The following is a 13,431-nucleotide window of genomic DNA, read 5'->3' as shown; positions in this document are numbered from 1 at the left end:
TTAATATGATCGGTATTTGTCATTCTGATCATAGTGAAGAATTTCTTCTTTTTATAAACACGTAGAGAGTAGGTTCTTCACTACGATCAGGATGGTAAATAGTATAAATTAATTATGCTAATGTACTTATCCGTTATAAATAATGTAACAAATATACGAATATATTTTGTTGCAAATAAGTTAGATACTGTTTTTTTATTATTTATTATTTCTTTTCCAGTTCTTGTAGAGAATCCATTTTCTTCTTTTCCAAGAATTCATAAATGCCGCATAAGTGTTCTGTAACTTTCTTATTACCGAATTCATAAACCTTTGTCACCAATCCGTCCAAGAAATCACGATCGTGTGAAACTATGATCAACGTACCGTCGAAGTCGGCTAAAGCTTGTTTAAGAATGTCTTTTGTCTTCATATCGAGGTGATTGGTTGGCTCATCCAAAATCAACAGATTGACAGGTTCCAGTAATAACTTAATCATGGCAAGACGGGTACGTTCACCACCCGAAAGTACTTTTACTTTCTTCATTGATTCTTCCGGTCCGCCAAACATGAAAGCTCCAAGCAAGTCGCGTATCTTATTCCGGATCTCACCTTTGGCTACATCATCAATAGTCTGGAATACGGTCAGATTCTCGTCCATTAGTGAAGCCTGATTTTGGGCGAAATATCCAATTTGAATATTATGACCGAGCGTCAGTGTACCATCATGATCAATTTCTTTCATGATACATTTTACGAGTGTGGATTTACCTTCACCGTTTTTGCCGACAAATGCTACTTTGTCGCCACGTTCAATTGTAAGAGAAGCGTTTTTGAATATAACATGGTCGCCATACGTTTTTCCAACTCCTTCCATAATCACCGGATAATTTCCGGAGCGGGGAGAAGGTGGAAATTTCAAACGCAGAGCAGAAGTATCTTCTTCGTCTACTTCCAGCAATTCCAACTTTTCCAGCATCTTGACACGGCTTTGTACTTGCAGAGTTTTTGAGTAAGTACCTTTGAAACGTTCGATAAACTCTTTGGTTTCAGCGATAAACTTTTGCTGTTCATCATAAGCTTTCTGTTGCTGCTCACGACGTTCCTTGCGTAGTTGTAGGTATTGAGAATAGTTTACTTTATAATCGTAGATACGTCCCATAGTCACTTCGATGGTACGAGTTGTAATGTTATCTACAAATTTACGGTCATGGCTGATAACGATTACCGCTTTTCCATTGTTAATCAGAAAATCTTCCAACCATTGAATTGATTCGATATCTAGGTGATTGGTGGGCTCATCGAGCAAAAGCACATCCGGTTTCTGTAGTAATAGTTTGGCAAGTTCGATACGCATACGCCATCCACCGCTGAAATCACTCGTTTGACGACCGAAATCTTCGCGGGCAAATCCGAGACCAAGCAATGCCTTCTCTACATCTTCTTCGTAATTGGTAGCATCAATGGAATAAAACTTTTCACTCAGGGCAGATACTTCTTCGATGAGAGCCATATAACTGTCACTTTCGTAATCAGTACGTGTTTCTAGTTCTTTGTTCAATTTCTCGATTTGAGCTTCCATTTCGTGCAAATGGGCGAAAGCCTGTGTCGTTTCCTCGAACACAGTGCGACCGTCTTCCGTCATTAAGTGCTGTGGAAGATAGGCTATGACACTCTCTTTGGGGGCCGAAACTTTTCCACGTGTGGGTGGTCTCACTCCTGCCAATATTTTGAGTAGTGTACTTTTTCCCGCTCCGTTTTTTCCCATCAGGGCGATGCGGTCTTTTTCGTTAATAACAAAGGAAATATCGCTGAATAAGGTGGTGCCGCCAAACTCTACGGCTAGTCCGTCTATAGAAATCATACTATTCTTAAATTTTGAGACGCAAAGATAGCGAAATATATCAATCTTTTTTATAACTTGCGGGCTGAATTGAATAATCAGGGTGAAATATAAAATTAAAACAATATAGAAGGATTATGGAAAATGAACAAATAAATGAGTTCAGACCCCTTATTTTAGTGGCAGAGGACGACGACAGCAACTTTCAGCTAATTAAAGCGATTATTGGAAAGAAATGTGATATAATGTGGGCTAAGAATGGAGAAGAAATAGTTAAGCTATACGAGACATATGGTAATGAAGCAAAAGCTATTCTGATGGATATCAAGATGCCAATAATGAACGGATTGGATGCAACCAAGATTATCCGTGGAGAAAATAAAAATATACCAATTATTATGCAGACTGCTTATGCTTTCAGTTCGGACAGAGAAAATGCGATGAATGCCGGAGCCAGTGAAGTGTTGGTAAAGCCTATTACATTAGGTGTTCTTCGTGATGCGTTGAGCAGATACTTTCCGGAATTAAAATGGTAGATAAGATTCACTCTTTCTCTTTAACTATAGATTAAAGAAAGAGTTGTTTAACATAGTATAGAGGCTATATCAAAAGTCTATAAACAATATCTTTTAGACACTGATAACGCAGATAACGTGGATTTTGTGTTTTTTAAAATCCACGTTATCTGCGTTATTATAAAAACTACTCCCGATATTCAGTATATACCGATAACCGGGAGTAGTAAAGTTTTTGTTTTTAGTTATTAACTTGGGGGACACTCCAAGTTTCATCATCATCCCAACCTGTACGGCGGAAACCTGTCACAGTATAACTCTTACCATTTAGTGAATATTTCACCTCAATACCGTCCGATTTTCCATCTGTGGGTGTAGTTACACTTTTCAGAGTCAGTACACCGGAATTTACAGTGAATTCTCCATCCACAGTAGCTCCGTCTGCCTCCATATTACCAGCCGTACCGCTGAAAGTGAGCGCTTTGACATTGCAATTGATTTTCCCTAATATGCCGGCACTGAATAATTCATCACTCGGCAGTTTGATCCATAATTTGTCTTTATCATTATCCCCTGTATTATACAGATACATATATGTACCAAATACATCAATCTTTTGTCCATCCGGATCTGTAATAGTGTGCATTACAATTTCTTTTCCGGCTTCATCGGTCACCTTCACATAATACTGTCCGCTCAACGGGTAAACAGGTGAAAATTCCTGTTCATAGTCTCCATAAGTATCGCATGAAGTTAAAGCAACCAAAGCGAATACCAAAGAGAATAAATATTTAATAGCTTTCATAGATATGTCCTTTCTTTGTTTATAAGTTCAATTTTTATTTTTTGTGCCACCACATTGTTTCCGTAATTCCCGGAATGACAGTCGGTGCACTTGTGTTGTAATCCAAAGATTCTTTAGAATAGATGAAACGACTTGGGAAGTTACCTTTTGCTAACGCACTGTTTGGATTGTAAGCCAACTCACCTGTTACATAGTTTTCGTTGGTAGTTTCCACATTTCCCAAAGCCGGAATCCCTGTGCGGTTAATGTCAAACCAAATATCCCATGCCTGACAACGGGCGCTGGCTGCCCATTTCTGAGTAAGGATACATTTTAACATTGCATCCTTGCTTGTGTCGTCGAAAGCATATTTACCTCCGTCAGCAATAAAATCTGTTGCATCATGATTCCATCTTTCAAATGATAATTTGACTGCGTCCTCATAATGGGTTTTAGCATTCACTTTATCGTCAAGTCGTGCATAACATTCGGATATCAGATATTCTGCTTCAGCAGCCGACATATAGTAAACAGGATCGAGTGCCCCGATGACAGCCCGGGAAGTTCCTTTAATGGAGAAGAGTTTGGATTCTCTATTTCCGTAAGGGATAGCCTTATAAGCTGTGTAATCAGATGCGGCTGTTCTTTCGTAAAAGTCTTCGATACGTGGATCGTCATTCTCATCCAAATATTGATAAAGAGTAGTGCAGGCACGTACATTGTTTGTTGTATTTAACTGGCGGCGGTCATTTTCATAGAACGGGTTCGACTTGTTAACTACATCTTCAAAGCAATGAACAGTTGCGTCATCTTTCAGGAAGTTTCCCTCGGCAAGCATTGTCTGGATTTCTGTTTTGTTTCCTTCAAAATCTCTCATTAGTATTTTGAGCTTTAGTGTCTTGGCAAACCGAATCCATTTCGTTATATCACCATCATACACATAATCTTCCACGCTCATAACCAACAGACCTTTTGCAGATGCATCGTCTGCTTTGGCGATGGCATCATTCAGCATTTCAATGATACCCGGATAAACTACGGTTTTACTGTCATCATATTTGCAGTTCTTACCTTTTAACGCTTCGGTGAAAGGAATATCTCCATAAGCATCTGTCAGTACATGATAGGTAAAAGCGGTCATTACTTTACCTACTACCCAATAGTTCCAGGCGCCTTCAGCTTCTGCTTTTTGGATAACAAGATTGAGATCGGGCAGTACGTCAGCATATGGAATTCTCCATAAACGCTGGTCACTGGAAGAGGTCATCGCATAATTGACAAGCGTGATGTATTGGCTTGATGAAGGGTTTTGGGTATAGTGCTGTGCCCACATAGAACCATAAAGTTGATATAGATACCCCATGACTCCTGCCGAACCTGTGAATGCAGATGGCAGTAGGGCTGATACAGTGACTTGTGACTCTCCCGGATAGTTCGGGTTTTGATTGATGTCCAGATAACTCTCGCATGAAACGAATGCTCCGGATAAGATGGTGCAAAGTACACCTATATATATATATTTAAATTTTTTCATATTCAGTCGTTTTTTTAGAATACAATTTTAATACCTCCACCTATATTACGCGTAGAGGGAAGTGAGGCGAATTCACCGATCTCTGACAAAATATCATTACCAAAGTTGGTGATTTCCGGATCTACGTAGTTATTAGCTTTCGGAGTCCACATGAATAGATTACGTCCGATGAGGCTAAGGTCGAATTGTTGAATACCCAGTTTGGAAATTAATGCTTTCGGGAATGAATATGATAATACCAATTCTCTCAGTTTAAAGTAACCTTTCGGGATAATGAAGTTTTCGAACTGGCTTCTGGAATAAGCATCACTGTAGTAGTTATTTATGTTATCAGTGGTCACCGGATTATTATTCTCAGTATATCCGCCACCCGGTAAAGCCATTACGGAGTTGGGAACTATAAATGGTTGGCGGTTGTTGAACACTGAGCGTGTGGTGTTACCGACGAAGTGCATTAACTGTGCCGTGTAGGAATACATATATCCTCCTTTACGCCAATCGGCTACTGCTGATAAAGTGAAACCTTTGTAAGTGATACGTGTGTTGAATCCCATGTTAAAATCAGGAGCAGAAGAACCTATGGTTTTCATTTCGCTATTGCTGGTTGTCGGGATGCCATTTGCATCTACAATAACTTTTCCATAGTATGGACTATTTTTATCCTGTACAGTAGCAATGGCGGGAACTTGGAAAATACCAAGAGGTTCACCTACTTTGGCTACGAAGTTGGCACTATATGCAGTTTGCAATACATATTCCGTAACAGGAGAATCGCCTTCGTTCCAAAGTTCTTTCACTTTACTCCAGTTTTTACTGAATGTGACACCGAGATCCCATTGGATATCTTTATTACGAATCGGAGTCAGGTTTAAAGATAGCTCAATACCTTTATTCGAAATTTTGCCCACATTGCGAGTTGCCGTAGTATAACGAGTTTCCGGAGCAACATTTGCTGCTATAATTTGGTCTTTGGTCAGTTTGTTGTAATAAGCAAAGTCGATACCGATACGATTGTCTATAAAATTAGCTGTTAATCCCAATTCCCATTCGGAAGTCTTTTCCGGTTTTAAGTGATTGTTTGCTTGACGATTATATTCTGTTAAGCCTAATGCACCATTCAACGGAGTATAGATATATCCAAAACCAGTTGATATCTGTGTCGGTACGAAGTAAGGTATTGTTCTGTAAACATCGGCATCATTACCAGTTTGTCCCCAGGCTGCACGTACTTTCAGATAATTTACTATTTTGTTTTTCAGTGTAGGAATCATATCCGTCAGAATTACTGAGGTGTTGATACCGCCATAAAAAAAGCTGTTTGCATTAATTGGTAATGTAGACGACCAGTCGTTACGTCCTGACGCATTGACAAACCAGAAGTTCTTGTATCCGAATTCTACCTGACCGAATGCACCGATTGTCCTGCGTAAATCCCGGTAATTCGTGCTTAGTGGTTTGTCGATACCATTTTCAAGGTTGTACCAGCCTTCCATGAACAGCCCATCAAGATATGATTTCAGATAGGAAGATTTTCGCTGGTTGAGATTCCAACCAAGAGTACCTCCTAAGGTGATATCCTCGCCGATGTTGTAATTGGCATTCATGAAGAGGGTAGCATCTAGTTGGTCGTAGTTGTCAGAACGTTCTGTATATGTACCTCTTTCATCCGATTTACCTCCGTCTGCACTATAAGAGTCTTCAGCATACGTCAGTTTGGCTGTGCGCAGTTTTTGGCGTGAGTTGGTAAAGTCGCCTCCAAGACGTCCTACTGCTTTCAGACCGGGTATTACCTCGTAAGCAAGTTCTAGCTTTCCATAGATACGGTCGTCCTGATAATTGTTTTTGTTGTTGGCAAGTATCCAATAAGGATTCTGAGCATACCAAGTATAATAGTTGTTACCATTATAACGTATGTCATTGAAATCTTTCATGACTGAGTAATCAATGTCTACCGGATGCTGAATCAATTCCTGTTGCATGGTTGCACCGGCTTTTCCTTGTCCGGCAGCAGCTTTGGTCATATCTTTACGGATGTAACTGACATTTACGTCGGCACTGAACTTGTCAAATTTCATATTACCACGAAGGGAGAATGTGTTACGTTCATATTTATCAGCATTATTCGGCAGAATGCCATTTGAAGTGGTGTTTCCATAAGAAAGGAATAAACCTATTTTTTCGGTACCGGTTCGAATACTTACATTATTATTCATTTCGAATCCCGTGGTGTAGAAGTTACGTAAATTGTCCTTTACGAATGAATAAGGTTTCTTCATCTGCGGATCTAGGTTGTATGACCCCCACTCGTTGATTCTTCCGTCAAGTGCCGGCCCCCATGAACCATTCTCGGTTCTGTCCCAAGTACCCCAGCCTTGTCCGAACTTATCCTGATCTTGTGGAACGCGTAATACGTTGGATGCCATGAATGAACCATCATACGAAACAGTCAGCTTCTCTTGTTTCGCACGTTTGGTTGTAATCATGATAACACCATTAGCGGCACGTGAACCGTAAAGTGCAGTTGCCGAAGCACCTTTTAGTACAGTTACCGATTCTACGTCGTCCGGGTTAATATCATTGGCACCATTACCAAAGTCTACCGCATCATTTGCTTCAATAACTCCATTGCCTTTATCATTGGATAAGCTTGTATTGTTAGACATCGGCACGCCATCGATAACGTATAGCGGCTGATTGTTGGCAAAAGAAGAATAACCACGTACAATAACTTTTTGTGAACTACCTGTTGTACCGGAATTAGATATATTGAGTCCGGCTATTTTTCCGGAAAGCCCTGCCATCACCGAACCGGATTTGGCCGCTATCAAGTCATCGTTTTTCACAGTAGAAGAAGCATATCCCAATATCTTTTCGCTTCTTTTGATACCCATAGCAGTCACTACTACTTCATCTAATGCTTTTGCATCCGATTTAAGTATGATTTTCATCACTCCACTTTTGATTGGAACATCCTGAGGAGTCATTCCAACGTAAGATACACGAAGAGTTTTGGCTGTAGCAGGAATTCCCGAGATGGTAAACTTACCGTCAATATCAGTGATTGCTCCTTGTTTAGTTCCATCCACTAGTACTGATGCCCCTACTACTGGCAATCCGTCTTCCGCAGAAGTAACAACCCCTGTTACTTTTGACGTTTGTGCCGTTGCTATACCTACGCTTATAAAAAAGTAGGCTAACGTTAATAATAATTTCTCTTTCATAAAAATCTCTCTCTTTAATTTAACTTATAAAAACGCTTGTTTGCTTTCAAATTTACTGTTTATACTTATTAATAACTAAACTAAATGCTGACCTTAATGTGTAAGTAACGTCTATTGAGATAGAATTGTTTGCGTATTATTAATAAATTTGAGAAATAGAGGACATTTTTATGTCATATTGGATGATAGTTTAATATTTATGCAATTTAATAAATAAAAAATAATAGCTTAAAGAAGTAATATTGCCAGACTTATCTATTTTCTATCCGGGAAAGTATAAATAAAAGAGAGAAGCTGTGCAAAAAGCAACTATTTACTATCATATGATAGTCTTGTTGCTTTCGGCACAGCCTCTTAATTTAAGTTCTGTCTCTTTTCCTTATGGCATCTCGGTTTCCATCTGGAATTTGCGACTGACTTTCATCAAGTTGATGGTGTAAGTTACCACGTTTTGTGCTTCCTGTATCATAGTTAGATAAACCATACTTACACGGATACTACCTGTCTGATTTTGGATACGTTGTAACTCCTGACGTTTCAGATGAGAAAGTTGTCCGTTCAGGTCGTTGGCACGGCGAATTTCTTCTTCCATACCGTTATAGTCATTGCTGTCCAATTTCTTGCGGCATTGTTGAATGAGATAAGTGATATCTTCTGCCACGTCACTGAACTCACCTTTTTGTATAGCATCCAGTGGATTGAAATTATTGTCTATATGTTCCAGACAAGGTTCACAAAGACGGGCAATACTGTATACCAATTCGCTGGCAAAATCATTTCCTTGATAATAATAGAGTCCCTTCTCAAGTACAGTCGTATTGTCAAGACGACACATGGCAACAGTTCCGGTACGCTTCATCTGCTTGATGAGTTGTTTCTCGAATTTAGTGCTTCCCATAGAACGACGTAGCCCTCTTAGGTTTTCGTGAATAAATGAGTTTACGGTTAATTCGAAATTAGTTTCTGCATATTCCAATACTTTTGCTAATTCTTCACGAGTATGTTTTCTCATTAACTGCAAAGCTTCTTCGTTGTCGGTAGTTTGCATCAGTTGTTTTAGGGTTTCATTGGCTTGTCCTTTAGCTTTGCGCTTCTTATACATTATCTGGCTGCGTATAAGGATAAATACGGCAATACCAATAAGGGCGATGATAGAAATATTTCCTCCGAAATATAATACCATGGTTACAAAGAAACAGATGGTGAAGGCTGCTCCGGCAGTAATAAACCATCCACCAATCACACTTAATACACCGGTGATGCGGTATACTGCTGAGTCACGTCCCCAGGCACGGTCGGCAAGCGATGTACCCATAGCGACCATAAAAGTTACGTAGGTGGTAGACAGCGGCAATTTCAAAGAAGTTCCCAATGCTATAAGTAAACCTGCAAGTACAAGGTTTATAGAAGCGCGTACGAGGTCGAAAGCAGCACCGTCCGCAATGATAGCTTCATCTTTGCGGAAACGAGCATCAAGCCATTTTTTGGTACCTTCTGGTGTGATGCGTGATATTCCGTTGGCAAGGGTCATGCTGATACGGACAAGGGTACGTGCAATAGGTGTACTTCCAAAGTTTTCTTCTCCTTCATCTTGCCGGGAAAGATCCACAGAGGTTTTGATAACGGCGTGTGCTTTCTTTGATGTGCATAAGGCATATACCATAATAGCTCCGGCACCGATCAGGAAATACCAAGGCGTTTTTGCCGGACCGAGCAAGGATGTCATTAGGAAGCTGTCAGGAGTAGCTCCATTTCCGTTAGTGCTGAAATCAAGAAAAGAAGAGTAACCGGCCAAAGGTACACCAATAAAATTCACCAGGTCATTACCGGCAAAAGCAAGGGCGAGGGCAAAAGTTCCCATCAGCACTACTATTTTGAATACATTGACTTTTAACCAATGAAGTACTTGCATCAGGATAGTGAAAAACACAAATAGTATGGAGATCAGCATCAGAGTGTTTTCTTGTATCCACAGTTTGTTTTCGGATGTCATGAATGAACTGTCCTTCAAACCTTTAATAAGCATGAAATAGATGATAGAAGTAGCGGCGATACCTCCGAACAGTCCGATGCTATATTTGATTTTTTTTGTGTAATTGAAGGTAAAGACTACGCGGGCAATCCATTGTACCACCATACCAAAGAAAAAGGCGATTGCAACGGATACGAAGATAGCCATGATGACGGAGAGTGCTTTGTCGGTATTGATAAGTTGCCCCAGACTAAGTGCACTATCGGTATTTACTTTAATAAGTGAGAGTGCAAAGGTTCCTCCGAGTAATTCGAATACCAGTGATACGGTGGTGGAGGTAGGCATTCCCATTGAATTGAATACATCCAGTAGCACAACATCGGTTAGCATAACGGCAAGCAGGATGCACATGATTTCCGCAAAATAAAAATGTTCGGGTTGGTAGATGCCGTGGCGGGCAATGTCCATCATTCCATTAGAGAGAGAAGCTCCGATGAAAATACCAATACCGGCAATGAACAAAATCGTTTTGAACGAAGCGGCTTTGGCTCCTACTGCTGAATTAAGAAAGTTTACCGCATCGTTACTTACACCGACAATTAAGTCGAATACTGCAAGTACGAAGAGGAAAATGATAATACATAAGTAAATTGTCTCCATAAAATGTGTATGTTATTTCTGGATGCAAAGGTCGGATTTGGACGTTGCAGTAAAATGTCATACGTGTTACATTTGTGTTACAAAGTTGAAGTGCTTGGTAAAGGTATTATACAGGTTGGATTGAAGGAGGATTTTCAATCACAAGAAAGATTACAAAATAATAAATAGAAGAAACGAGAGTGTGCTTATCTTAAGATTAACATACTCTCGTTTTACTTTCTATCTTACTTGTTTATTTTAAAGTTTTATTTAATTGTTGTCTGCTTGTTCAGCCAGTCATAAAAGTAATATTGCGCTCTGATAGCAGCTTTCCCGGCAGGTCTCTTTTTGAAAACGTTGTTTAATTGATCGTCCACCCAACAAGCTTTTTGATTATCTGCCAGTTGGATATGGAGTAATTCTATCAACTCATCTTTTAAATCAGGATCAAGAATTGGGGTGACGGCTTCAATCCGGCGGTATAAGTTGCGTCTCATCCAGTCGGGAGAACCCACAAAGAGATCCGGATTACCATTATTTCCAAAATACCAGATACGGGCATGTTCCAGAAAACTATCAACAATACGTGTTACACGGATGTTACGACTATAAGGCTGTTTGGGGATGAGGCAGCAAATACCCCGAACAATCAGGTCGATTTTTACACCTCGTTCAGAGGCTTCATAAAGACGGTCAATCATTGTTGGGTCTTGGAGAGCGTTCATTTTCAAAATGATTCGTCCTTCTTTTCCTTGTTCAGCAAGAGAAATTTCACGGTCAATGAGTCGGTTCAGTTCCGGAATTAAGTTAAAACGGGCAACCAACAATGTGTTAAACTTTAGATTTTCTTTTCCTTGTAGCGTGCGGAAGAGATTATACAGGTCGTTCACAATTTCCTTCCGACATGTAAACAGCCCGCAGTCTGCATAAAGCGTAGCTGTTTTCTCATTAAAGTTACCTGTACTGATGTATGCGTAACTGGGAACCTTTTCACCATTGAATCCACGTCGGCGGACAAGAGCTACTTTGGCATGTACTTTCAATCCGGGAATGCTATAAATTATCTTGATGCCTGCTGCTTGCATCATTTCGGCAGTTGCCAGATTATTCTCTTCGTCGAATCGGGCTTTTAATTCTACAAAAACAGTCACTTTCTTACCGTTTTGTGCGGCAGCTATCAACGTGTTGATGACAGCGGAGTTTTCTGCTACCCGATACTGGGTAACCATAATTTCCCGTGTCTCAGGATTGTGCACTGCCTCGTAGAGAAAATGAATGAAATGGTCAAATGAATGATAAGGGTAATATAGTAGTAGGTCTTTTTGGGCGACATAATTAAAAATAGACTCCTTTTCATCAAGACAATTTAGTCTCATCGGTTTTGGTTTCTCAATGGGACGGAGTGACTTGTTCGGATTAGGCAGATGACGCAAGTCCTCCAAGTTCAAGTGCTTGTCTCCAGGTACCAGTTCGTCATGATGGATATGGAAAGCATCCATAAGGAATTCAAGAAAGTTTAGTGGCATAGAACGATCATAAACGAATCGACATACATCTCCGATCTTACGCTTTTTCACCTTTTGCTTTAACTGTTTCACTAAGTCAGCACCGTTGGTAGTGTCATCAATCAGAATGTCGGCATCGCGGGAAATCTTGATGCTATAGCTGGAATCAACATCATAGCCAGGGAAAATAAGTCCAAGATTGGCTTTGATAATGTCCTCTACAAATATCAAATAATAGTTTCCTTCGTGTGGAGGAAGTTCGATAAATCGGGGAACTTTAGCGTATGGCTGTTTCATTACAAAATAAAGCGGTTTTCCTCCTTCTTTCGGGTAGACTCTTATGGCAATATAAAGCCTGTTATCCCGTAAGAAAGAGATAATCTTGTTTTTTGAAACAGGGACAGGCTGCAGATACGGGAAAATTTCTTCCCGGAAAAAGTCTTTGATAAATTGTTTATGGAACGATTCTACATGACTGTCTTGATAAAAGATGATATGATTCTTTTGTAAAGCCGGAAGTATCATTTCTTCATAGATACGTACACGGTCGTCCAACTGTCGGGTAACTTCCCGGTTGATTTCCTCTACTAACTCCCGTGCCGATTGCACGCTCTCTTCATCACTTTCCGTTGCGCCGGATGCCACTGCTTTGTGGTCCGCCACACGGATTTTATAGAACTCTTCCAGATTGGAAGAGTAGATAGAAATAAAATTTATTCGTTCGTATAGCGGCAGATGTTCGTCACGGGCTTCCAACAATACGCGGTAATTGAACGATAGCCAGCTAATGTCCCGTTTGAAATAATTATAATTGTTTTTCATGGGCTTCAAGTCAAGATTTTCCCAAATATACTATCTTTGTGGAATTAAACAAAAGATTTTATGACAAGAATAGGATTATTATCAGATACTCACGCTTATTGGGATGAAAAATATTTGGAATATTTCGAACCCTGTGACGAAATCTGGCATGCAGGAGACGTCGGTTCTCTCGAAGTTGCGGAGAAACTGACTGATTTTCGTCCGTTCCGGGCTGTCTATGGAAATATTGACGGTCAGGAGATTAGGAAACTATTTCCACAGGTGAACCGCTTTACTGTAGACGGTGCGGAAGTACTGATGAAACATATTGGAGGGTATCCGGGGAAGTACGATCCTTCCGTTATTGGAAGTCTCATGACACGTCCGCCAAAATTGTTTATCAGCGGACACTCTCATATATTAAAGGTGAAATATGATAGAACATTGAATATGTTACATATTAATCCGGGAGCAGCAGGAATGTCCGGTTTTCATAAAGTACGGACATTAGTTCGCTTTGTTATTGATCAGGGAACCTTCAAAGACTTGGAAGTTATTGAACTGGCTGGATGAAAAATGATTTTAAAATTTTGCCACGTCAAATTTCTTTCCGACCTTTGCACACAGTAACGAATAAC

At 40.0% G+C, this 13,431-nt stretch carries 8 protein-coding genes; 2 read left to right on the top strand and 6 right to left on the bottom strand.

Annotation, left to right across the window (positions count from 1 at the left end; all coding sequences use genetic code 11):
- Positions 1-205 precede the first annotated feature (205 nt).
- Complete coding sequence (locus tag PHO71_RS11095) at positions 206-1,843, bottom strand: ABC-F family ATP-binding cassette domain-containing protein (RefSeq protein ID WP_300203149.1); 1,638 nt, start codon at positions 1,841-1,843, stop codon at positions 206-208.
- A gap of 116 nt (positions 1,844-1,959) precedes the next feature.
- Between PHO71_RS11095 and PHO71_RS11090 the strand changes: the two genes are divergently transcribed.
- On the top strand, positions 1,960-2,358 hold the full coding sequence (locus PHO71_RS11090) for a response regulator (protein WP_300203146.1): 399 nt from the start codon (positions 1,960-1,962) through the stop codon (positions 2,356-2,358).
- Between the two features lie 220 nt (positions 2,359-2,578).
- Here the strand turns inward: PHO71_RS11090 and PHO71_RS11085 are convergent, their stop codons facing one another.
- The 5 genes from PHO71_RS11085 to PHO71_RS11065 all read right to left on the bottom strand — a co-directional run bounded on the left by PHO71_RS11085 (position 2,579) and on the right by PHO71_RS11065 (position 12,814).
- Positions 2,579-3,142 carry a lipid-binding protein gene (locus PHO71_RS11085; protein WP_300203143.1) on the bottom strand — a complete coding sequence of 188 codons (564 nt, stop codon included), beginning with the start codon at positions 3,140-3,142 and terminating at the stop codon, positions 2,579-2,581.
- 34 nt (positions 3,143-3,176) lie between these two features.
- The gene (locus PHO71_RS11080; RefSeq protein ID WP_300203140.1) at positions 3,177-4,655 is read right to left on the bottom strand and encodes a SusD/RagB family nutrient-binding outer membrane lipoprotein; all 1,479 of its coding nucleotides are present in this window, start codon (positions 4,653-4,655) and stop codon (positions 3,177-3,179) included.
- 14 nt (positions 4,656-4,669) lie between these two features.
- Entirely contained in the window at positions 4,670-7,876 is a 3,207-nt protein-coding gene (locus tag PHO71_RS11075) for a SusC/RagA family TonB-linked outer membrane protein (protein WP_300203137.1), read from the bottom strand.
- A 379-nt stretch (positions 7,877-8,255) separates the two neighbouring features.
- On the bottom strand, positions 8,256-10,508 hold the full coding sequence (locus tag PHO71_RS11070) for an inorganic phosphate transporter (protein ID WP_300203134.1): 2,253 nt from the start codon (positions 10,506-10,508) through the stop codon (positions 8,256-8,258).
- 245 nt (positions 10,509-10,753) lie between these two features.
- Positions 10,754-12,814: an RNA degradosome polyphosphate kinase gene (locus PHO71_RS11065; protein WP_300203131.1), complete on the bottom strand. Its 2,061-nt coding sequence runs from the start codon at positions 12,812-12,814 to the stop codon at positions 10,754-10,756.
- Positions 12,815-12,874: 60 nt separating this feature from the next.
- Here PHO71_RS11065 and PHO71_RS11060 point away from each other — a divergent pair, with 60 nt between their 5' ends.
- Positions 12,875-13,366, top strand: coding sequence for a metallophosphoesterase family protein (locus PHO71_RS11060; protein WP_300203128.1), 492 nt, complete (start codon positions 12,875-12,877; stop codon positions 13,364-13,366).
- Positions 13,367-13,431 lie beyond the last annotated feature (65 nt).

Source organism: Bacteroides sp., assembly GCF_028690125.1.
In the GTDB taxonomy this organism is placed as follows: domain Bacteria; phylum Bacteroidota; class Bacteroidia; order Bacteroidales; family Bacteroidaceae; genus Bacteroides.
This window is presented reverse-complemented; position numbering and strand designations above follow the sequence as displayed.

Coding starts and splice junctions, on each gene's coding strand:
- PHO71_RS11095 (WP_300203149.1), bottom strand. CDS start 1,843: ATGATTTCTATAGACGGACTAGCCGTAGAGTTTGGCGGCACCACCTTA.
- PHO71_RS11090 (WP_300203146.1), top strand. CDS start 1,960: ATGGAAAATGAACAAATAAATGAGTTCAGACCCCTTATTTTAGTGGCA.
- PHO71_RS11085 (WP_300203143.1), bottom strand. CDS start 3,142: ATGAAAGCTATTAAATATTTATTCTCTTTGGTATTCGCTTTGGTTGCT.
- PHO71_RS11080 (WP_300203140.1), bottom strand. CDS start 4,655: ATGAAAAAATTTAAATATATATATATAGGTGTACTTTGCACCATCTTA.
- PHO71_RS11075 (WP_300203137.1), bottom strand. CDS start 7,876: ATGAAAGAGAAATTATTATTAACGTTAGCCTACTTTTTTATAAGCGTA.
- PHO71_RS11070 (WP_300203134.1), bottom strand. CDS start 10,508: ATGGAGACAATTTACTTATGTATTATCATTTTCCTCTTCGTACTTGCA.
- PHO71_RS11065 (WP_300203131.1), bottom strand. CDS start 12,814: ATGAAAAACAATTATAATTATTTCAAACGGGACATTAGCTGGCTATCG.
- PHO71_RS11060 (WP_300203128.1), top strand. CDS start 12,875: ATGACAAGAATAGGATTATTATCAGATACTCACGCTTATTGGGATGAA.